This is a genomic window from Bacillus sp. SH7-1 (assembly GCF_008042405.1).
GTDB lineage: Bacteria > Bacillota > Bacilli > Bacillales > Bacillaceae_G > Bacillus_A > Bacillus_A thuringiensis_N.
On the sequence record NZ_QNUD01000002.1, the window covers coordinates 118,762 to 141,314 of the forward strand.

The window sequence follows — 22,553 nt, forward strand, 5'->3', positions numbered from 1 at the left end:
GCATAAACAACAATTAATAAATATATATTGATTAATTGTTAATCTTGTTTCTTATAGTTCACTGTAACTTATAAGAGAAATACAGCTAGAAGGAGTGGGAACATGAAGAATTTTAAAATGGCGTTATTAGCAATGGTACTAGTCGTTACTTCTGTACTATTTGCAGCTTGTTCTAACAAAGAAGAGAAGAAAGCAGATGCGAAGGATGCGAAGACTGAAGAGCGCACTGTACAACACGCAAAAGGGGAAAGTAAAATCCCTGCAAATCCAAAGAAAATTGCTGACCTTAGTGGTTCAACAGAAGAATTATTAATTTTTGGTATGAAACCAATTATTACTGCTAATACATCTCAAGAAAAAATTGATGCACATATTGAAAAGAAATTAAAAGACGTAAAACCAGTTGGTTCTGCTTGGGGCGATAAAATTAACATCGAAGCGGTAGCTGCTGCAAAACCAGATTTAATTCTTGTAAACAATCGTCAAGAGAAGATTTATGATCAATTGTCTAAAATTGCACCAACAGTTATGTTAAAAACTCCATTAGACCAATGGCGTCCAAAATTCGAAGAAGTAGGTCAAATCTTCGGTAAAGAGAAAGAAACAAAAGAATGGTTCAAACAGTATGACGAAAAAGCAAGCAAAATACATGACAAAATCGTTGCGAAAACTGGCGATGCTAAATTCATGAAAATGGCTGCATATCCGAATGCTTTCCGTGTATACGGTGACTATGGTTACGGTAGCGTAATCTTTAATGATTTAAAATTACCAGCAGTTAAAGGTACACCAACTGATAAACCGTTAGTACAAGTACAAAAAGAAGCTTTAATCGATTACAATCCAGATTACTTATTCGTATTTACGACTGGTGACGGTTCTCAGCGCCTAAAAGAATTCCAAGAAGAATCAATTTGGAAAAATATGAATGCTGTTAAAAACAACCACGTGTTTACAATTAAAAACGAAGACTTAAACAAAGGTTACTTCCCACTAGGTAAAGAAATGATCTTAGATGAAGTTTCTGAGTTCGTTTTAGGGAAATAATATATAAAGAAAAAATCACTTGGTAAAAGTGATTTTTTCTTTATATAAGGGCAATTAATATAGTCTTTCATTTCTTTCTGTTTCCTATTTCGAAATGATCTTAGATGAAGTTTCTGAGTTCGTTTTAGGGAAATAATATATAAAGAAAAAATCACTTTTACTCTGGTAAAAGTGATTTTTTCTTTATATAAGGGCAATTAATATAGTCTTTCATTTCTTTCTGTTTCCTATTTCGTTTATAATATATAGTAAGAATGCAGTAAAGAAAGGGGGATGTCGGAAGGTGGTATATTTAAACGACAAACTCAGCGAAACAAAAGTGTTTAAAGACCCGGTACATAAATATGTGCACGTACGCGATCGTGTTATTTGGGATTTAATCGGAACGAAAGAATTTCAACGCTTGCGCCGTATTAAGCAGCTTGGAACGACATTTTTTACATTTCACGGTGCAGAGCATAGTCGCTTTACTCATTCGTTAGGTGTATATGAAATTATTCGTCGTATGATTGATGATGTGTTTGATGGCAGACCGAACTGGAATGCTGAAGATAGATTGTTATGTTTATGTGCGTCATTACTTCATGATGTCGGTCACGGCCCATTTTCTCACTCGTTTGAAAAAGTATTTTCATTAGATCATGAGAAATTTACGCAAAAAATTATCGTTGGAGATACGGAAATTAATCGTATATTAAGCCGTGTGGATAAGGATTTTCCGCAAAAGGTAGCTGATGTAATCGCAAAAACATCTACGAATAAATTAGCGATTAGCATGATTTCCAGTCAAATTGATGCAGATCGTATGGACTACTTATTAAGAGATGCGTATTTCACAGGCGTAAAGTATGGAAACTTTGATATGGAACGTATACTGCGTGTCATGCGTCCGTATGGGAATCAAGTAGTTATTAAAAATAGTGGTATGCATGCTGTTGAGCATTATATTATGAGTCGTTACCAAATGTATTGGCAAGTATATTTCCATCCGGTAACGCGCAGTGCTGAAGTTATTTTAACGAAGATTTTACACCGTGCAAAATCATTGCATGAGAAGTATTATACATTTAAAAATCATCCGGTTCATTTCTATTCTTTATTTGAAGAAGAAGTAACAGTAGAGGATTATTTGAAGTTAGACGAGAACGTTATGTATTATTACTTCCAAGTATGGCAAGACGAAGAGGATCCAATATTAAGTGATTTATGCCGCCGCTTTATGAATCGAAACCTATTTAAATATGTAGAGTTTACAGATAAGCACGGTTTAGATAATTGGATGGAATTAAGTAGCTTATTTAAAAAGATTGGACTCGATCCAGAATACTATTTAGTAGTTGATTCAACATCAGATTTACCGTACGACTTTTACCGTGCTGGTGAAGAAGAAGAGCGTCTGCCGATCTTACTTCTTATGCCAAATGGAGAGCTTAGAGAGCTTTCACGTGAATCGGATATTGTTGAAGCAATTACTGGTAAGAAGAGAAGGGATCAAAAATTATTCTATCCGCATGATCTAATCTATGAAGATGGAAGAAAAGGAAAATATAAAGAGAGAATCATCGAGTTACTAGAAGGTAAAAAATAAGAAGCAGCTCTTAGCTGCTTCTTATGAAAGAACTTGAAATTATTTGTCGCTTAAGCGTTTTCCGCCAACTGCATAATGGTTTTTAGACATTTCTTCGATGAAAACAACGATGTTTTCTTCAGGAGCACCAGTTGTTTCGCTTACTGCTGCTGTTACTTTCTCAGCAAGAGCTTTCTTTTGTTCCTCTGTGCGTCCTTCTAGCATTTTCACTGTTACGTATGGCATATATAATCGCTCCTTTTATGTAAGTTACACTCTTATTATAGCGGATTATGGGGAAGAACAATCGAAAAAACAAATATTTTCTTTTTTGACATATTGAAGAGGAGATGAATCATGGATCAGTTATTTAGATATCCGTTGCACCAAATTCCGTTGGTAGCAATGGCCATTATTATTGCGTTATCAGTTCATGAATTTGCGCATGCATATGTTGCATATAAATTTGGAGACGATACAGCAAAAAAACAAGGGCGTTTAACGTTATCACCGATGGCTCACTTAGACCCCATCGGGATGATTGCTGTATTAATTCTTGGGTTCGGTTGGGCAAGACCAGTGCCTGTTAACCCGTACAACTTTAAAAAGCCACGTCTTGCAGGGATATTAGTTTCTATTGCAGGACCGATTAGTAACTTAATTTTAAGTGCAATTGGTTTAATTATTTGGTATAGCCTATTAACATTTGGTGTGTTAGACTCAATTCCATTTGCAGTAGCAGATACGTTGGCTCAATTCTTCCGAATTTTTATTATGCTTAATATCGTATTACTTGTATTTAACTTATTACCAATTCCGCCACTTGATGGGTATCGAGTTGTGGAAGATCTAGCACCAACAAATATTCGTGCGAAAATGACACAGTATGAAAAGTATGGAGCAATAGCGTTATTAATTCTTGTTATTACACCGCTTAGCAATTATACAATTCAACCTATTTTCAATGTTGTCATTCCATATGTATTTGTATTTTTAGACAGTATCATTGCGCCTATTTTTGGCCTTTTATAATCATTAAGTGAGGAGGAGTTTACATATGACAGAGAAAAAGAAAAAAATCGGTTTTAATATCGTGAAAAATGATTCAACAGATGGACATGGTGGTTTTGGCGTTGGGGCATTAAGTCTAGAAAACATTTCGCCCGTATTTGTCGATGTACTAGAGAAAACAGCATTCGTTGATATCGGTGCGATGCATGCGCGTAGTACAGTAGAAAAAGGGATTAAGTTTTTAACAAATAAAGATGAAGTTCCAAACGGTAAACCATTTTGGCTTGTTTGGGTGACGATTGAAAGAACTGCAACAGGTGCTTATTATGCAGGTGTAACAGCTTGTGAAATGACAGTAGACCGTGAAATTCGCCGTGGATATAAATCACTTCCAGAGCACGTAAACAAAATGGATAAATCAATGAAGCGTCACATTATGGTTGACCATATGGATGAATCATCTAAAAAAGTACTTGGTACGTTCTTGAAAGAACATAATGAAGCAATTTGGAACGAGTCTAGTGAAGAATTGCGCCGTGCATTATTAAGTGAATAAAAGAAAAGGATGTCTCACTAGTCGATTGTTGACTAGGTGACATCCTTTTTGTTTTGGGAGATCGGGACCATGGGATAGGAAAATATATCAACGATTCGAAAAGGAGTATCCATTTCCCGACAAAGAATGACGATAGCTTTCTTACCACGGGAGATATTTTTTCCACCAACCCGTCTTTTTCTTTTCTTCAGTTGTTTTTTCAAATTCCTCTTTATCATCAACATGATCCATACAATATTCAGTCGGCTCTGTACCTTTTGCAAAATACATTTTCACTGAAATTGGACAATTTTTTGTAGCAATCTTACCGTTTTCAGGGTTAATATTCACCGCTACGACATCACTTGGCTTTTTGAACTCTTTTTTAGGCTGTCCATCTAATCCTTTTTCCATCGTATCGGTCCATATTTTTTTCGCATATCCTTGTTCTGCTACGTTTGAAATCGATTTAGGTTGATCGTATCCGACCCACACACCAGTTACAAGTTGCGGGGTAAACCCAATCATCCAACTATCTGTTTCTGTAGAACCAGACTTTCCGGCATATGTTCTTGATAGTTTTGATAACATCGATTGGCCAGTTACAGCGGCATAACTACTTAGGTTTTTATTAAACATACCTGTCATCATTTCTTCCATGACAAATGTTTTGCTTTTATCGAGGACTTGTTTACTCTCCAGATGAGCATCGTATAATATGTTTCCCTCATGGTCCATAATGCGGCGAATAAAAATCGGTTTTACTTCTTTTCCACCGTTTGCGAACATACTATAAGCATTTGCCATTTCAATTGGCTTTACAGGAGATGTGCCAAGAGCAAGAGACGGAACATCTTTTAATGCGCTCGTAATTCCGAATTGTTTCGCTGTTTTTGTAAGGATATCTTCACCTAAAAATAAATTTGTTTTCACAGCATATATGTTATCGGAGACTGCGAGAGCTTGTGCCATCGTTACGAAATCATCTGCATAGTAATCTTTATAGTTTTTTGGTTTATACTTTGAAATACCATCACCTAAAGTAAATACCGTGTATTCGCTTTTTAAGCGCGTAGCAGGGGTGAATCCTCGTTCTAGTGCCGCATAGTATAGAAATGGCTTAAATGTAGAACCAGGCTGACGAACGGCTTGTGTAGCCCTGTTAAATTGACTCTTATTATAATCGGTGCCTCCCACAAGGGCAGCTACTTCACCTGTTTTTGGATTCATAGAGACGATAGCAGTTTGTATGTTTGTTGTTTCAGGTATGTGATCTTTTACAGCTTGCTCTGCAACTGATTGTAATTTAGGGTCTAGTGTTGTATAAATACGCAGGCCCCCCTTTTGTAAGGCTTGTTCATCTAATCCGATATCACGAAGAAGAGAAGCTTGTACAGCATCTTGGAAATAAGGTGCAATCTCTGCGACTTTTTTTGTATCCAATGAGGCAAAAGTTAATGGCTCTTTCTTCGCTGAATTTGCTTGTTTCTTCGTAATATAACCTTGTTCTACCATTTCATCTAATATGAGAGATTGTCGTCCTTTCGCACGATCCTCTTTTAAAAAGGGAGAGTAGACACTAGGTCCTTTTGGGATTCCTGCGAGCATACTAGCCTCCGCTAATGTTAATTCTTTTGCTGTTTTATCGAAATATAGACGAGACGCAGCTTCGATTCCATAAGCACCATGCCCGTAATAAATTGTATTTAAATATCCTTCTAAAATATGATTTTTATTATAGTTTACTTCAAGGCGGATTGTGTACATTGCTTCTAATAGTTTACGTTTCCACGTTTTATCATGATCTAAATATAGATTACGTGCGTATTGTTGTGTAATTGTACTAGCACCTTGGACTTTTGCCATCGCTTTTAAATCAGCAACAATGGCACCAGCAATACGCTTCATATCAAAGCCATGATGTTTGTAGAATCGTTGATCTTCGATAGATAGTGTCGCTTCTTTTACATAAGGCGAGATTTCATTGAGAGATACATTGTAGCGTTTTTGCATTTCATTACTTTGTCCTATAACAGTGTCATCATTAGCGTAAAAGACACTTGTTTGCGGGACAGCAACAGGAGGAGGTCCCATAATTTTTGCAACTATAATAATAACAAAAAAGGAAAAAACGAAAAGAAGAACAGAAGAAAACATTACGGTGAAGAAAAGACGTTTATATTTTTTAAGTTTCGGATTCATAGTTTGATCCATCTTTTTCAGCCCCTCATTCATACAAACATTATTGTATTAGTATTGAGGGTTTTCGGTTATTTTAAACAATGAAATTTGGAAAACAAAAAGCTCCTTCAATTAAGAAAGGAGCTCAAAGGCACGTGCCGGCCAATCAGTAATAATGACATCTACGCCATAATCAATCATAGTTTGTAAATCTTTGTATTCGTTAATTGTATACGGGCGGAAAACGTACCCTTGTTTTTGTGCTAGTTGAACAAATTCCTGTGTTAGTAGTTCAAAGTTTGGATGTAAACCAGTTGCTTCTCTAGTTTTTGCTTCAGCGATGGGATCAGCAAGTGGTGTATCATATAAAATCGCTCTTGGAATTTCAGGAGCAATCTCTGCTAGTAATGAAACAGATTCATGGTTAAATGAGGAGAATATAATTTGATTAGATAGATGATATTCTCGAACAAGAGCTACAACTTTTTCTTCGATATTTGGATAGTGAATCACGTCTGTTTTTAATTCAATATTGAGTTGTAAGCTTGTTGTAGATAACCAAATAAATACTTCTCGTAACGTTGGGATTTTTGCTTCCTGGAAAGAATGGTCTTTATGGCTACCAGCATCTAAAGCTTGTAACTCCTCTACCGTTTTTTCAGAAACAAGCCCTATGCCATTTGTTGTACGATCGACTGTTTCGTCGTGAATTACGACAAGTTCACCATCTTTTGATAGGTGGACATCAAGCTCAATTCCATGAGCGCCAATGCGTTCAGCTTCTTGGAAGGCAATCATCGTATTTTCGGGATGTGTTCCTTTTACGCCGCGGTGAGCGAAAATAAGTGGTTTACTCATGTGAAATTCTCCTTATCATCTCTTTTCTTTCATTATGAAACTGCTTTGGAAAAAATACAATTTAATATGACAAACATTTACAAAAGTCTAACAGTTGCACAAAAGTTAACGTTAACGTAAAATGTAATAATCAAGTGAAGGGAGGAATAAACATGTATAAGATTGATGAAGTCACAAAGCAAGTTGGTTTAACAAAACGTACACTTCGTTATTATGAGGAAATTGGTTTAATTCATCCCCCTGAACGTAGTGAGGGGAATATTCGCCTGTATACAGATGAGGATATCGCAAGGATTAAAAGGATTGTGGAAGCGAAAGAAGTACTAGGAATTACGCTACAAGAAATGCAGCATTTCTTATCGTTAAAAGAAAGAATGGAACAGAGAAGAAATAGCGAGAATCCTCGTGACCGTGAAGTGATTCAAGAAATTAAAGAGATGCTTGAAAAACAAGTGCAAACGTTAGACGAGAAAATGGAGCAAATGCAGCGTGTAAAGGCGGAACTTGAGGATAGCTTACATCGTGCAGTGACATTTTTAGAGAATACAAAAGGAGAGTAATCAAAATGGAGAGCAAACGAAAACTGGGGAGATTGATTACAGTGGTGGCTACCTTTCTTGCCTTTTCGGGTATAGGGGTAGTCGACCCGATTTTGCCGATTATTGCTGAAAAGATTGGTGCAACGCATTGGCAAGTCGAGATGTTATTTACGGCGTATATTTTAACGATGGCAATTATGATGTTACCAGCTGGAATATTTGCATCAAGATTTGGTGATAAACGAATGATGACAATTGGTCTTGCGATCGTAACTGTATTTGCGTTTATATGTGGTATATCGCAAACGATTGCTCAATTATCTCTTTTCCGCGCTGGATGGGGATTAGGAAATGCGATGTTCTTCGCAACGGCGATGACATTATTGATTGCATTAAGTAAAGAGGTTCATGAAGCAGTTGGATTATATGAAGCAGCTATCGGTTTAGGAATGGCAGGCGGGCCTTTATTAGGTGGTATATTAGGTGGACATTCTTGGCGTTATCCGTTTTTCGCGACGAGTATTTTAATTTTCTTAGCATTTATTTTAGTTTTCTTTTTTGTGAAAGAACCAGAGCGAAAAGTGAAACGTAAAGCAGCAGGCGTAGGGGAATTACTTAACCTAGTGAAGTATAAGCCATTTATGCAAGGTGCGATTTCAGGGATGTTATACTACTACGGATTTTTCGTTGTGTTAGCATATTCACCACTTATTATGCATTTATCTGCTATTCAATTAGGATTTGTATTCTGTGGATGGGGATTAGCGTTAGCCTACGGTTCTGCAATTTTAGCGCATAAGCTAGAAGGTAAATATGAGCCGAAAGCATTGTTGAAAGGTAGTTTACTCGTATTTGCGATTTTCTTAATTGCGCTATTCTTCGTGAAAATTATGTGGTTACAAATTGTATTAATTGTTCTATCAGGATTAGCATCAGGATTAAATAATGCATTATTTACAAGTTATGTAATGGATATTTCACCATATGAAAGATCTGTTACATCAGGTGTTTATAACTTCGTCCGTTGGTTAGGTGGCGCAATTGCGCCGATTTTATCAGGAGTTATTGGCCATACAGTTTCACCGCAAAGTCCATTTTTAGTCGGTGGGATTGTTGTGTTAGTTGGCTGCGTAATGATCTTAATTCCAATTCGTAAATCGGTAGAAGTAGAGACAAAAGCCCTTTCTTAAGAAAGGGTTTTCTTTATATGTATATGTTAGAACCCTCTGACTAAAATATATTTTCGGTATTTTTGTACTTTTAACTATACATTTTTGATGTTTTGTTTTATTTTTGTTAGGGGACATTAATGATGTCCCTATTATAAATTTGCATTGAAAGGCGTGATTGTACGATGGAACTATGGTTCACTGAAAAACAAACAAAACATTTTGGGATTACGGCGCGTATTAACCGCACATTACATACGGAGCAAACAGAATTCCAAAAACTTGATATGGTTGAAACGGAAGAGTTCGGAAACATGCTTATTTTAGATGGCATGGTTATGACAACAGAAAAAGATGAGTTCGTTTATCATGAAATGGTAGCGCACGTACCTTTATTTACACATCCAAACCCTGAAAACGTATTAGTTGTAGGTGGTGGCGATGGTGGTGTTATTCGTGAAGTGTTAAAACACCCAAGCGTAAAGAAAGCAACTCTTGTTGAAATCGATGGAAAAGTAATTGAGTACTCTAAACAATACTTACCATCAATTGCAGGCGCATTAGATAATGAGCGTGTAGAAGTAAAAGTAGGAGACGGTTTCCTACACATTGCAGAAAGCGAAAATGAATATGACGTAATTATGGTAGATTCTACTGAGCCAGTAGGGCCAGCAGTAAACCTATTTACAAAAGGCTTCTATGCTGGAATTTCAAAAGCATTAAAAGAAGACGGTATTTTCGTTGCACAAACGGACAACCCTTGGTTCACACCAGAACTAATTACGACTGTGTTTAAAGACGTAAAAGAGATCTTCCCAATTACTCGTTTATACACAGCAAATATTCCAACTTACCCAAGTGGTCTTTGGACATTCACAATTGGATCTAAAAAACATGATCCATTAGAAGTAAGTGAAGATCGTTTCCACGAAATCGAAACGAAATACTACACAAAAGAATTACACAATGCAGCATTCGCATTACCGAAATTTGTTGGCGATCTAATTAAGTAAGAGAATCGTATGGAACAAATAAAGTGTAAGTAGCTCATTTAAGGTGTTTGTCCAGAAGACTTGAACATGCTAGCTATTTACACTTCTGTAAAGAAAATCGTCTTCTTATTGTAAAAAAGAAGACACCGGTAAATCGAGAAAGAGGAGCAGCTCGCTCCAAATTTGAGAAATAATGAAAGGTTGGGATACCTTAAGTTCCACATAAGGAGGAAAAGAATATGCGTTTTGATGAAGCTTATTCAGGTAAAGTATTTATTAAAAGTCATCCAAGTTTTGAAGAGTCAAAGGTAGTTATTTACGGGATGCCTATGGATTGGACAGTAAGTTACCGTCCAGGATCTCGCTTTGGCCCTGCACGTATTCGTGAAGTATCAATCGGTCTTGAAGAATATAGCCCATATTTAGATCGTGAACTAGAAGAGGTAAAATATTTTGATGCGGGTGATATCCCATTACCATTCGGAAACGCACAACGCAGCATAGATATGATTGAAGAGTATGTATCAGAACTTTTAGATGCCGATAAGTTTCCACTAGGTCTCGGCGGTGAGCACTTAGTGTCTTGGCCAATTTTTAAGGCAATGGCAAAAAAATATCCGGATTTAGCGATCATCCATATGGATGCTCATACTGATTTACGTGAATCGTATGAAGGGGAGCCTTTATCTCACTCTACACCAATTCGTAAAGTGTGCGATTTAATTGGTCCGGAAAACGTATATTCTTTCGGTATTCGTTCTGGAATGAAGGAAGAATTCGAATGGGCAAAAGAAGTAGGTATGAACTTATATAAATTTGACGTATTAGAACCGTTAAAAGAAGTATTACCGAAACTTGCAGGACGCCCAGTCTATGTCACAATTGACATTGACGTATTAGACCCAGCTCATGCTCCTGGAACAGGAACATTAGAAGCTGGAGGTATCACATCTAAAGAATTATTAGATTCCATCGTGGCAATTGCAAATTCAAATATAAATGTAGTTGGAGCAGACTTAGTAGAAGTAGCTCCTGTCTACGACCATAGTGATCAAACGCCAGTCGCAGCAAGCAAATTCGTGCGGGAAATGCTGCTCGGTTGGGTGAAATAAAAGTAAAGCCGACTGTTTAGACCTGGTGACTAAGGTTCTTTCCTGCAAAAGGTGCTTCTTACCTTTTGGCAGGGAAGGTTCTTAGACGCAAAGGTCTAGGAGGCGTAACTGGATAGAATAAAAGCGGAAGCGGCTCACTTAGAATTGCAGGTCATTGGAACGCTCGAACGAGAAGCGTTTTTGGCTTCGACCGAGAGTGTGAAATGGCCGGAGATTCTAACCGCTCTAGCTGGATAAAGTAAGAGCCTCCTATATGATTAGGGGGCCCTTACTTTATCGTTATGTGTTGGTAAGTCGATATGTCTTGTTGAATCGTCGATATAATTTCATTTACCATCACACAACACAAAAAAGAGTTATCCTCAAACGATGAGAATAACTCTTTTTCTTATGCTACTTTCTCTTCCGAAGTAATGCCACGAATTTCATCAGCAGAACGAATTGGATATTTACGGAACACGATTGATCCGATGTATCCAACAATTGTGGTAACGATTCCACATAATACAGCAGCAATCGTTACTTTTACAACGTCATTAAACCCGAATAAGACAAGAAGTCCTGGGATTGGTGATGCTGTTCCTGGTGCATTATTAACGAGCTGGAAAAGAGATGTAATAATACCAGCAAGCGCACCGCCAACGAAGTTTGTCGCATAAATTGGAATTGGATTTGCTGAAACAACATCCGCTTGTGTTAAAGGCTCGATTGCTACAGCGATTGTGTCTTTCTTTGAGCAAATTTTTAATCGCTTAAAGAAAATAAAGTTCATTGGGGCTGAGGCTGCTACGGCAAGACTACCAATCGCCATTGGTAAACCTGTTAATCCAAGCATTGCAGTTAGTGCCATAGAACTTAATGGAGAGGTAGAAATAACTGTGATTAATCCACCAAGCATAATGCCCATAATGATAGGACTTTCTGTAGTTGCAACTGAAATCATAGAGCCGATTTTACCGAGCGTTGCGTTCACGAGCGGATCCATAAGCATTGCCATTCCTCGTGAGATTGGTGCAGCAATAAATAAAATTGCTAAAAACTCTACACCAGCTGGTAATTTCTTTTCGAGAAATTTCACGACGAAAGCACAAACGTATCCAGCGAAAAATCCTGGTAAAATACCGAATCCACTAGTAGCGATACCGATTAAAACAGCATATACAGGTGAAACACCGATTGCTAGTGCGACTAAAATTGCTGCTGCGACACCGCTCATACTACCAGAAGCTTCTCCTACTGATTGTAGAAAGTCATTATGAAACATTTCTCCACCGATATAACGGTGAAATGCTTCAATAAGAAAACTTGCGATTGCTGCATTAGCTAAAGCACCCATTGCTTTCATGCCGTAAGGAGCACGGTAACTAAAAAGTGTAAATAGACAAAGTACAACAAGTAATAGTGCTAAACCTTGCAAGATAGCCATTTGAAAACTGTCTCCTTTGATTTTTATAATAAAAATTTGTATCATTCAATAATAATATAAATTTTCATGAAACGGAAAAAATTTTTATTGGGAAATTGCTATAAGGTGAAAATGCCTTACAATAATGTAAGGAAAGTGTAAGGTGTTTAGATAGAGTATAGTATGGCATTTTTCGTATAATACAAGTATAGATATATGACTAGGGAAAAAGAAGTACAAACAGGAGGCGCATGTATGAAATTGGTAATTAAAGTTTTAGTTGTATTCGCCATTATTCTAGGTGGAACAGCGTATTATTTGAACACAAAAACAGAAGGTGTACATGCTTTTGTAGACAACTTCTTTTCAAATAAAGAAATACAAGATTATTATGCGGTTATAGATAAAGGTGAGAAAAAAGACGGAGAATACTTATATACTTTTAAAGGGTATACAGAAGACGGAAAGTTACAAGTTGTGAAAAGAATGATGAACCGTGAATTGCATACAGGGGCGTTTATAAAAATTTATGCAAAAGGTATGCAAGGAAAAGGATGGGCTGAAATCCCGAAAGAATCAATTCCGCAAAAAGCGTTGGAAAAAATAGAAAAACCATAAAAGGAGCGACTTATTCGCTCCTTTTTTAGTGTGTCAAAATAGTGATAGATGTCTTTTCTTTGTTAGAAATGATTTTTGCACGTCCACCAATTGGGAAAGTGAAAATTGGGGTTGTATGCCCGAAACTTGCGTTTGCAATGATAGGGATATGTGCAAGTTCAGGCTTTGATGTAATCATTTCTTGAATGTCTTCTATCGCGCATTCTGCACCTTTTTGCATCTTTCCTATAACGATGCCTTTTACGTACTCAAAATTTTGTTGCTGCATAAGGGAATGTAAATAACGATCAAAGGTTTTAAGAGTAGCTTTTCCAGTTAAGCTATCCTCCTCAAGAAATAAAATTTTATCCTTTAAATTTGGCATATATGGTGTACCTTGCAGTAAATTCAATGTGCTCATATTACCACCGATAATTTCTCCAGTTGCTTCGCCCTCATGAATTGCAACATATCCATCATTTTTAATAAATTCTCGGTTTTCTTGATCTACATACCAAGAATCATCACTCCACGTTTCAGATGGCAAGACTTCAATAGGTTCAATAGAAGTTAAGCATTTTAAAAAGTAATCAGTCGTATACTCGAGCCCTTTCTCCATTCCAAAAGAAGAGAAGTGGGGTCCTGAATATGTAACGAGTCCAGTTTTTGTGTAAATTGCATTATTTAATGCGGTGATATCGGAATAGCCACAGAAAAATTTAGGGTTTTCGCGAATTAAATCGTAATCGAGATGTTTTAATAAGCCGTTAGAGTTGTATCCGCCAAGTGTTGTTAAAATGGCTTTTACATTTGGGTCTCTAAATGCTTCGTGAAGGTCTTGAACGCGTGAAGAAATAGAGGAAGAAGCAAATCGATCTATCTCATCAACATATGTTGAGAATGTGACTTGAAAACCCATGTCGGTTAATCTTTTTATAGCAAGTTCTTGGTTCGTAGTTGAGACAATACTTAAACTACAAGATGGTGAAATAACTCTAATTTCATCACCTTTTTTCAATTTTGTTGGTAGCACTTAACTCACCTCTTTAAATGAAAGAATATTTAGATTTAAAAAATATTTTATCATATGAAATAAAGTGAAAGTGAATTATTTTTTGAAATGGAGTTTTCCTGATTTTTCAGCAGACAGACAGCGTCTTTTTTTGATATGATAGGAAAAGTGATTTATTATAAGTAGTATTTAATATCTATAACATTTGAAAGGTGTGCAAGACGTGGAGAAACAACTTGCAGGCTTGCCGGTACACGTTCATTTCGTAACAGAAATCCGTGAAGGGGCGAGGAAGGAAACCGTTGCTTTTGAAGCAAATGGTCAATACTATGTAAAAGGTCAAGGTACATATGTAACATTCCAAGAGCCGAACGAACAGGGCGAAGTGAAAACAATTATTAAAATTCAAGATGAACAAGTTCTCATTATGCGTTCAGGTGCTGTTTCAATGCGTCAAACGCATGTGAAAGGTGAATGGACAACTGGTACGTACACGAGTGAACTTGGTACGTTTGCATTGCAAACGAAAACTGATAACGTTCTTTTTAAATGGTCGGATGAAAAGAAAAAAGGACAACTTTTCTTAACGTACGCATTGCTTCTAAGTGAACAAGAAGCTGGCAGATATACAATTACACTTAATTTGAAGGAGGCAAAATAATGAATTCTTTAGAACAAGTAAAAGGATTAATTAAAGAAGAAATTCAAGCTGCTGTATTAAAGGCAGAATTAGCGACAGAAGAACAGATTCCAAACGTTGTATTAGAATCTCCAAAAGATAAAACAAATGGTGACTTCTCTACAAATATGGCAATGCAACTTGCACGCGTTGCGAAAAAAGCACCTCGTATGATTGCAGAAGAATTAGTTGCAAACTTCGATAAAGCAAAAGCTTCTATTGAAAAAATTGAAATCGCAGGTCCTGGTTTCATTAACTTCTACATGGATAATAGCTACTTAACAGACTTAATTCCAACAATCGTTAACGCTGGCGAAGCTTACGGTGAAACGAATACTGGTAAAGGTGAAAAAGTACAAGTTGAGTTCGTATCTGCGAATCCAACAGGTGACCTTCACTTAGGACATGCACGTGGTGCAGCAGTAGGTGACACTCTATGTAACCTATTAGCAAAAGCAGGATATGACGTATCTCGTGAGTACTACATTAATGACGCTGGTAACCAAATTCATAACTTAGCTCTTTCTGTTGAAGCTCGTTACATGCAAGCTTTAGGCCTAGAGAAAGAAATGCCAGAAGACGGATACCATGGTGCGGATATCATTGGAATCGGTAAACGTTTAGCTGAAGAGTTTGGCGATCGTTATGCGAAAGCTGATGAAAAAGAAAGCTATGAATTCTACCGTGAGTACGGTTTAAAATATGAGTTAGCAAAACTTCAAAAAGACTTAGAAAGCTTCCGTGTTAAATTTGATGTGTGGTTCTCAGAAACATCATTATACAAAAACGGAAAAATCGATCAAGCTCTTGCTGTATTAAAAGAGCGTGAAGAAATCTTTGAAGAAGACGGCGCAACTTGGTTCCGTTCAATGACTTACGGCGATGACAAAAACCGTGTATTAATTAAAAACGATGGTTCTTACACATACTTAACGCCAGATATCGCGTATCACCGTGATAAATTAGAGCGTGGTTTCGATAAGTTAATTAACATTTGGGGTGCTGACCACCATGGTTACATTCCTCGTATGAAAGCTGCTATTCAAGCGCTAGGTTACGATAAAGATACGCTTGAAGTAGAAATCATCCAAATGGTACAACTATACCAAAACGGTGAGAAAATGAAGATGAGTAAGCGTACTGGTAAAGCAGTTACACTTCGTGAGCTTATGGAAGAAGTAGGCGTGGACGCAATGCGTTACTTCTTCGCAATGCGTAGTGGTGATTCTCATTTAGACTTCGATATGGACTTAGCTGTATCAAAATCTAATGAAAACCCAGTATACTATGCACAATACGCTCACGCTCGCGTATGCAGTATCCTTCGCCAAGGTGAAGAATTAGGATTAGCTACAGGCGAAGACATGAACTACAAACTTGTTACTTCTGAGAAAGAAGTAGAGTTACTGAAAAAACTTGGTGAATTCCCAGCAGTAGTTGCGGATGCAGCACAAAAACGTCTACCACACCGCATTACAAACTATGCATTTGAATTAGCAGCGGCATTACACAGCTTCTACAATGCAGAAAAAGTATTAAACCAAGATAACTTAGAATTAAGTAAAGCTCGCTATGAGTTAATGAAAGCAGTACGCACTACACTTCAAAACGCATTAGCAATCGTAGGAGTATCTGCACCAGAAAAAATGTAATTAAGAAAAGCGGAAGCGGCTCGTTTAGAATAGGAGGGGGATGGAGCTCCTGACAGAGAGGCGTACTTTGCCTCGGAGGAAGGCGCGAAGCCACCGAGTATTCTAGCCGCTGGAGCTGGACAATAAAGAAAAGCGAAACCGATTTTTCGCTTTCAGTAAAAGGCAATCACACGATGTTGTGATTGCCTTTTTGTATGGAAATAATAAAAAAATAAAATTTTATCAAACAAAAGGAGAATTTGCGTCGTCTTATATAAATGACAGGAGGTTTCAGATGGAAGAAAAGGTAGAAGAATTAATTGATATATATAAGCAGCAAATATATTCCTTATGCTATAAGTTAGCGAAGACGAAAGAAGACGCGGAAGATATTTTTCAAGAGACGTGGATAAAAGTTTTTTCATCGCAGCACCAACTTTCTTACGTGGAGAATTATAAAAAGTGGATTACTACAATTTGTGTTCGTACGTTTTATGATTTTTATCGCAAAAAGAAAAGATGGAAAGATCGTGTATTGGATTTATTTCATAAAGAAGATGGCGGAGAAATAGAGCATGCAGATGATGTGAATATATCAGAAGAATTTATTCAAAAAGTCGAAGCAGAAATGATACGAGAAGTTATACAGTTATTAAATGAAAAATATAAAACAGTGCTCGTACTCTACTACTATGAACAATATTCTTACAAAGAAATGAGTGAAATATTACATATACCAATTGGCACGGTGAAATACCGCCTTAATTATGCGAAGAAGCAAATGCGAGAACATTTGGAGGGGTTCGTTTATGAAGGAAGATAAATTTGATCAAAAGATAAAAAGTAGTTTAGCAGGAGAGATGATTCCTAGCGAAGAGCTGATAAATAATACGAAGAAGGGCGTGCGAAATGCTCGGAAATTAGAGAAGAGATGGGTTATTTTCATTCATGCTATTTGGATAATTGTATTAACAGCCACCCTAGGGCAGTTTGTTAGTCATTTGGAACATAAAATATCTGTCATTATAACGATAGTTATTATGATGCACCTATACATTCCAATATATGTTGTCATACAGTCATTTTTAAAGAAGGAGTATAAATCACATGATAGAGTTCAATAATCCATTTGTAGTATTTGAGATAGCTGGGATTACAATGCTTTTGACTTTTATAGCACTTTTAGTATGTGTAGCATCATGGGTGTATACAGATGCGAAAACGCGTGGAATAAGTAAGTGGTGGAGTGTTATAGCGATTGTATTGCCATTTTTTATTGGATTTTTGTTATATATGATACGAAGAAGTAACAAGAAAATAGAAGGAGAACATACAATGAAGGTTATGAAAAAGCAAAAGATAACATTAGTTGTCATATTTGCAAGTGCGATGTTTGTATTACTGAGTGGCTTTGCTTTTCTTCAAACGTTAGATGATATGTGGAGAACTGGTGATATATATTTAGAAAATGAGAAGCAAGGGGAGACAAGTTACGAGGCGAAATTCTCATCATGGGATATTGCGGGGAAAGATATTGAACTTGAGTATGCAAAAGATACAGAAGTAACATTTTCTTATGAGACAGATGCAAAACGTGGGAATTTATGCTTTAGCTTGCATGAAAGGCAAGGAGAAGGTATAAGAGAGTTAAAAGAGATCTGTGAATCGAAAACAGGTACTTTTAAAGCTACATTAAAAGCGAATGAAAAGTATGTATTTAATATAAGTGGTTTAATGGTGAAAGATGGTTTTGTAAAAGTTAATTGGGAAGCAAAATAAAGGGCCCCTGAGAAAGGCCCTTTATTTTATTGGATTGTATAAGTAACAGAAAAACTAACAGGACTATAGTAAACGTAAGGTGCATGAAATTGAACATACATATTTCCATCTGTTTTTGCAGTGAAAATTCGGCCGTAACCATCAGAATAACGTCCAATAAGGTTATGATTTGAGTCATAAACACTGTAACTAGGAGTTTTGCTGTTAGGATGAATTGTTAATTCTTGTCCTTTTTGAAGGGAAATAGGTTCTTGTTCAGAACTACCTCCAGTTTGCAAAGAATAAAATTTTGTAAAGCTTTGTTCTTGAGTAGCGGCAGAAGCCTTTATTTCAGGAATAAACGCGGTAGCACCAGTAATTCCTGCTAAAGTTAATGCACCTGCTAAAATCATTTTTTTCATAGTAGAAAAAGCCTCCTTATTAGTTGTAATCATTTTCGTTACAGTTAATATTGTATACGATAATGAGCAGGAGAAAATATGCTTTTATGCATATATATTTTTTCTCAATAAAATATCACCACTTTAAAGTAGGTGATTTTTGCTATAACTAATTGTTTTTCTTTTGGACTGACAAAAGAAGACGGATAAAGACTTTATTATATATTTTCCTTATTTTAATTAATTTGTATTGAGAAATAGAAAAGTGAAACCTGAATTATTTGCATATTTTTAATGAGGATATAGATGTTATTACTTTTAAAAGAAAGGTGGCTTTTTCTGGAAAAAATAAACATGTAATGTTGTGTAAATTAAGGAGAATGATATGAGGATGGTCAACCTTAGCCAGAATATAATATGTAAAATAGGATAATCGGTTAACCTAAAGATGCCGTATAATAATGAAGTAAAAATAGGGAACAACAATTAACTATTGATTTTTGGTAACAATTCTAGAATAATAGACTATGGAAAAAATTTGTTGTTTTTTGGGGGAATTACAAAAAAGGTATATCTGTATTATTTATTGACGAAATGCTACTAGGGAATGTTGTAATTGCTTTAAATTATGTTATTACAATCAAGGTAAGTGTACTTAAAATTATAATCTATCTAACAACTAAGTAGGTAATCCTCAAAACTTCTTATTTAAGGAGCCAGGGATTTGGTGCTAATCAACTTGATTTTTTAGATTTAATAAAAATAATGAGGAGATATACACCTCTTATTTTTGATTTGACATCATTTATATATATATTAATACATAAATGCATATAAGTATATATAAATGTTTTATTATCCGTAAAGAAATTAAAAATTTTTAGCGGATAAATGATATGTAGGTTTATTTTAATGTTTTGACATAGCTTTATAATCAGATACATCAAGAGACACCCTTTTTCACGACACCTATTTATATACTCCAAAAATGAAAAGACTGATTCTCGTATTTCTGCAAAATTCACATGAAATCAGTTGAAAATCACAATCATTTTTATTTACCCCAAACTTGTTCCGCTTTATTCAGATTTGGAGACTATTTCTTTTATCTTCATAGACAAACAATACTTCGTTCGTAATATTTTAACTCGCTCCACATTTATAAGCTTTTTTGTTGATATGCTTAATTCGACTAGAATCCTTAATTTTCGTTATTTTTTCAGAACGATAAGTATGGAAGTTGATAGGATGCATATTTGCTGTGAAGTAGTTAGTCTATGTTTGCCCGCACTAAAGTTTTTTACACACATAATAATTATTTTATAATCCCTAAGGCACAAAAGAAGAATGGTTGTCATGTATTCTGTTATCTGTAACCTATATGTATTTATTATTTAAACTTCGTTATCAAAGTTTATCTATATTCCTATTAAAAATATAGGTCAAAAGTACATAATTGTAGGCATGTTGAAAATGTTAGATGGACTTATAAAAAATCAAGTTTCAAGTTGTTAAGTAGTAGTGAAGGAGGGAAGCAATCATAGTAGCTATTAAAAATACGCAGGTGAAATAGTTGGATAACAGAATTTTCGTCATAACATGTCTGTACCAGAAACTATTTATATTTCAAATAATGAGGAGGCTAACATAGAGTATGTATTTAAAGAGAATAACTTCGATTTTTTCGATTATAATGATTTTCATGTTTACTATAGGTCAAAGTCTTTTACCTATAGTAGCAAATGCACAAGAGTTAAACACGGCAGGGCTTGTGGATAGTTTTAAGATTGATAAAACAGATCTTTATGTCGGACAACGGACTAAAGTAACTGTAAACTTTAGTGAAAAAGATGGCCTTAAGCTGAAGCCTGGAGACACACTAACATTAACACTGCCTCCAGAATTAAAAGGATTAGATAAAGAGTTTCCATTAGATGACTATGGTACTTGTAAAGTCACTGCAGGTACTGTGGTATGTACATTTAACGATAAAGTGAGTACACATCAAAATATTAAAGGGTATTTAAACTTTTTCGTGGAAGCTGCTAATGTAGGGACGGATGAAAAGAAAGAGATTGAAACCAATTTCGGTACAAATGTAGATAAGCAGTCTGTAACAATTACCGGCCCAAGTAGTGGTGGTGGTACAGATCCTGGAAAGCCACCGTTTTTTTATAAAACTGGTGATATGAACTCGGGTAAGGACGATGAAGTACGTTGGTTCTTGAATATAAACTTAGCTAAGGAAGAGCTAAGTCGTGATATTGTCGTGACTGATAATTTACAAGAAGGTCAAACACTTAATAAGGATAGTTTCTATATAAGTATAGATGATAATCTAGGTCGTCGATCTTTAACGCTACAAGAGTTTGAACAGCAAGGTTACGGAAAGATTACTTTTACTGGAGACAGATCATTTAAAGTTGTGCTTAATAAGGATAAAGCACGTCTTGCTGCCTTTACGATTGGTTATACATCCACTATAACGGAAGCCGGGAAGAAGCAAGATTTCTTTAAGAATGATTATACGATTGATTACCAAGTTTTAAACGGAGAACCAGTTACTGAATCGGGTACTCATCCAGTCGAAAATATGACAGCTGGCGGTGGTGCTGAAGGTAACGTGACTCCAAGAGGAACATTAAAAATTGTGAAGCATATTGAAGGGGATGAAGAAAAAGTAATCCCAAATGTTTCGTTTAAGTTATATAAAGAGTCTAATGAACAAGTTGGAGATGTATATACAACAAATGAAAAAGGGATAATTGAAATCCCTAATTTACAACCAGGTAAATATTATGTGCAAGAAGTTTCGGCTCCAGACTATGTTGATTTCGATCCTCAAGCAAAAATAATTTTTGAAGTTAAATCAGATGCTGTAAATGGAGTTAAGTTGCCAATTCCAAATAAAGTGAAAACTACATCTATTGCAGGGACGAAGACGTGGAAAGGCGATAACGAGAAAGACCGTCCAAGTTCAATCAAAGTAGAGTTACTACAAAATGAGAAAGTAGTAGACACGAAAGAAGTAACAGCGGCAGATGGTTGGAAGTACAAATTTGACAACCTACCAGCATATGATGCAAATGGAGTAGCATACAAGTATGAAGTAAAAGAACAACCGATAGATGGATACACAACAGAAGTAAATGGTTATGACATTACAAATACAAAAGTGGTACAAACAACTAAGGTAGAAGGAACAAAAACATGGAAGGACGGAAATGCGCAAAGTCGTCCAACGATGATTAAAGTAGACTTACTACAAAATGGTACAGTGATTGCGACGCAAGAAGTAAGCGAAGCAACAGGCTGGAAATATGAATTTAAAGATTTGGCAATAAACGATGTAGCCGGAAAAGCATATAAGTATGAAGTGAAAGAACAACCGGTAGATGGATATGAATCCAAAGTAAATGGTTATGACATCACGAATACAAAAGTAGGCAAGACATCAGTTGCAGGAACGAAGACGTGGAAAGGTGGCACAGAGGAAGAGCATAAAGCCATCAAAGTAGATCTCCTACAAAACGGTACAGTGATTGCGACACAAGAAGTAAGCAAAGAAACAGGTTGGAAGTATGAATTTAAAGATTTAGTAGCGTTCGATGAAAATGGAAAAGCATACAAGTATGAAGTGAAGGAACAACCGGTAGATGGATATGAATCCAAAGTGAATGGTTATGACATCACGAATACAAAAGTAGGTCAAACAAAAGTAGAAGGAACGAAAACATGGAAAGACGATAACGCAACAGATCGTCCGGAAATGATTAAAGTAGATCTTTTACAAAATGGTAAAGTAGTAGATACAAAAGAAGTAACAGTGGCAACAAATTGGAAGTATACGTTTGAAAAACTCCAAGCATACGATGCAAACGGAGCAGCGTACAAGTATGAAGTGAAAGAACAGGCAGTACCAGGATATGAATCCAAAGTAAATGGTACTGACATCACAAATACAAAAGTAGGCGAAACAAAAGTAGAAGGAACGAAAACATGGAAAGACGATAACGCAACAGATCGTCCGGAAATGATTAAAGTAGATCTTTTACAAAA

General features: G+C 36.0%; 21 protein-coding genes. 15 read left to right on the forward strand and 6 right to left on the reverse strand.

The features are described from left to right. The first annotated feature begins 102 nt into the window (after positions 1 to 102). Together DN390_RS00795 and DN390_RS00800 are read left to right on the forward strand one after the other, a co-directional pair. Complete coding sequence (locus DN390_RS00795) at positions 103 to 1,047, forward strand: ABC transporter substrate-binding protein (RefSeq protein ID WP_147806372.1); 945 nt, start codon at positions 103 to 105, stop codon at positions 1,045 to 1,047. Between the two features lie 283 nt (positions 1,048 to 1,330). Further along, a complete protein-coding gene (locus DN390_RS00800) occupies positions 1,331 to 2,635 on the forward strand; it encodes an HD domain-containing protein (RefSeq protein WP_000262747.1) in 1,305 nt (434 codons plus the stop codon). A 39-nt stretch (positions 2,636 to 2,674) separates the two neighbouring features. Here the strand turns inward: DN390_RS00800 and DN390_RS00805 are convergent, their stop codons facing one another. After that, complete coding sequence (locus tag DN390_RS00805) at positions 2,675 to 2,860, reverse strand: 2-hydroxymuconate tautomerase (RefSeq protein ID WP_001147171.1); 186 nt, start codon at positions 2,858 to 2,860, stop codon at positions 2,675 to 2,677. Between the two features lie 111 nt (positions 2,861 to 2,971). Between DN390_RS00805 and DN390_RS00810 the strand changes: the two genes are divergently transcribed. Continuing rightward, positions 2,972 to 3,646: a site-2 protease family protein gene (locus DN390_RS00810; protein ID WP_060632996.1), complete on the forward strand. Its 675-nt coding sequence runs from the start codon at positions 2,972 to 2,974 to the stop codon at positions 3,644 to 3,646. A gap of 25 nt (positions 3,647 to 3,671) precedes the next feature. Further along, positions 3,672 to 4,181 carry a YwhD family protein gene (locus tag DN390_RS00815; RefSeq protein ID WP_000136683.1) on the forward strand — a complete coding sequence of 170 codons (510 nt, stop codon included), beginning with the start codon at positions 3,672 to 3,674 and terminating at the stop codon, positions 4,179 to 4,181. Between the two features lie 141 nt (positions 4,182 to 4,322). Here DN390_RS00815 and DN390_RS00820 read toward each other — a convergent pair whose 3' ends face one another. Next, positions 4,323 to 6,374 carry a transglycosylase domain-containing protein gene (locus DN390_RS00820; protein ID WP_147806373.1) on the reverse strand — a complete coding sequence of 684 codons (2,052 nt, stop codon included), beginning with the start codon at positions 6,372 to 6,374 and terminating at the stop codon, positions 4,323 to 4,325. 99 nt (positions 6,375 to 6,473) lie between these two features. Next, positions 6,474 to 7,199, reverse strand: a complete 726-nt coding sequence (locus DN390_RS00825; RefSeq protein ID WP_098608566.1) for a glycerophosphodiester phosphodiesterase — start codon at positions 7,197 to 7,199, stop codon at positions 6,474 to 6,476. 152 nt (positions 7,200 to 7,351) lie between these two features. On the opposite strand from DN390_RS00825, the gene DN390_RS00830 reads away from it, so the two are divergent. The 4 genes from DN390_RS00830 to speB all read left to right on the forward strand — a co-directional run bounded on the left by DN390_RS00830 (position 7,352) and on the right by speB (position 11,011). Further along, on the forward strand, positions 7,352 to 7,759 hold the full coding sequence (locus tag DN390_RS00830; protein WP_000276566.1) for a MerR family transcriptional regulator: 408 nt from the start codon (positions 7,352 to 7,354) through the stop codon (positions 7,757 to 7,759). Between the two features lie 5 nt (positions 7,760 to 7,764). Further along, a complete protein-coding gene (locus DN390_RS00835) occupies positions 7,765 to 8,928 on the forward strand; it encodes an MFS transporter (protein WP_098198990.1) in 1,164 nt (387 codons plus the stop codon). A 164-nt stretch (positions 8,929 to 9,092) separates the two neighbouring features. After that, positions 9,093 to 9,920 carry a polyamine aminopropyltransferase gene (gene speE / locus DN390_RS00840; RefSeq protein ID WP_060632991.1) on the forward strand — a complete coding sequence of 276 codons (828 nt, stop codon included), beginning with the start codon at positions 9,093 to 9,095 and terminating at the stop codon, positions 9,918 to 9,920. A gap of 218 nt (positions 9,921 to 10,138) precedes the next feature. Next, positions 10,139 to 11,011 carry an agmatinase gene (speB, locus tag DN390_RS00845; protein WP_063223915.1) on the forward strand — a complete coding sequence of 291 codons (873 nt, stop codon included), beginning with the start codon at positions 10,139 to 10,141 and terminating at the stop codon, positions 11,009 to 11,011. Positions 11,012 to 11,399: 388 nt separating this feature from the next. Here the strand turns inward: speB and DN390_RS00850 are convergent, their stop codons facing one another. After that, positions 11,400 to 12,437: a PTS sugar transporter subunit IIC gene (locus tag DN390_RS00850; RefSeq protein ID WP_000996323.1), complete on the reverse strand. Its 1,038-nt coding sequence runs from the start codon at positions 12,435 to 12,437 to the stop codon at positions 11,400 to 11,402. Between the two features lie 234 nt (positions 12,438 to 12,671). Here DN390_RS00850 and DN390_RS00855 point away from each other — a divergent pair, with 234 nt between their 5' ends. Beyond that, positions 12,672 to 13,034 carry a YxeA family protein gene (locus DN390_RS00855; protein WP_000779938.1) on the forward strand — a complete coding sequence of 121 codons (363 nt, stop codon included), beginning with the start codon at positions 12,672 to 12,674 and terminating at the stop codon, positions 13,032 to 13,034. A gap of 25 nt (positions 13,035 to 13,059) precedes the next feature. Here DN390_RS00855 and DN390_RS00860 read toward each other — a convergent pair whose 3' ends face one another. Beyond that, positions 13,060 to 14,046, reverse strand: coding sequence for a S66 family peptidase (locus DN390_RS00860; RefSeq protein ID WP_147806374.1), 987 nt, complete (start codon positions 14,044 to 14,046; stop codon positions 13,060 to 13,062). A gap of 202 nt (positions 14,047 to 14,248) precedes the next feature. Here DN390_RS00860 and DN390_RS00865 point away from each other — a divergent pair, with 202 nt between their 5' ends. The 5 genes from DN390_RS00865 to DN390_RS00885 all read left to right on the forward strand — a co-directional run bounded on the left by DN390_RS00865 (position 14,249) and on the right by DN390_RS00885 (position 18,114). Next, entirely contained in the window at positions 14,249 to 14,686 is a 438-nt protein-coding gene (locus tag DN390_RS00865) for a YwiB family protein (protein ID WP_000414868.1), read from the forward strand. Next, positions 14,686 to 16,356 (forward strand): arginine--tRNA ligase, encoded by a 1,671-nt coding sequence (argS, locus tag DN390_RS00870; RefSeq protein ID WP_147806375.1) that lies wholly within the window; start codon positions 14,686 to 14,688, stop codon positions 16,354 to 16,356. The genes DN390_RS00865 and argS overlap by 1 nt, the downstream gene beginning before the upstream one ends. 274 nt (positions 16,357 to 16,630) lie before the next feature. Continuing rightward, the gene (locus tag DN390_RS00875; RefSeq protein WP_147806376.1) at positions 16,631 to 17,158 is read left to right on the forward strand and encodes an RNA polymerase sigma factor; all 528 of its coding nucleotides are present in this window, start codon (positions 16,631 to 16,633) and stop codon (positions 17,156 to 17,158) included. Further along, positions 17,145 to 17,459, forward strand: a complete 315-nt coding sequence (locus DN390_RS00880; protein WP_075311625.1) for an anti-sigma factor — start codon at positions 17,145 to 17,147, stop codon at positions 17,457 to 17,459. Before DN390_RS00875 ends, DN390_RS00880 begins: the two co-directional genes overlap by 14 nt. Then, positions 17,443 to 18,114, forward strand: coding sequence for an ABA4-like family protein (locus tag DN390_RS00885; RefSeq protein WP_147806377.1), 672 nt, complete (start codon positions 17,443 to 17,445; stop codon positions 18,112 to 18,114). The genes DN390_RS00880 and DN390_RS00885 overlap by 17 nt, the downstream gene beginning before the upstream one ends. 26 nt (positions 18,115 to 18,140) lie before the next feature. Here DN390_RS00885 and DN390_RS00890 read toward each other — a convergent pair whose 3' ends face one another. Then, entirely contained in the window at positions 18,141 to 18,515 is a 375-nt protein-coding gene (locus DN390_RS00890; RefSeq protein WP_147806378.1) for a hypothetical protein, read from the reverse strand. 1,633 nt (positions 18,516 to 20,148) lie between these two features. On the opposite strand from DN390_RS00890, the gene DN390_RS00895 reads away from it, so the two are divergent. Next, the coding region (locus DN390_RS00895) for a Cna B-type domain-containing protein (RefSeq protein ID WP_147806379.1) at positions 20,149 to 22,553 on the forward strand (2,405 nt) is incomplete at its 3' end.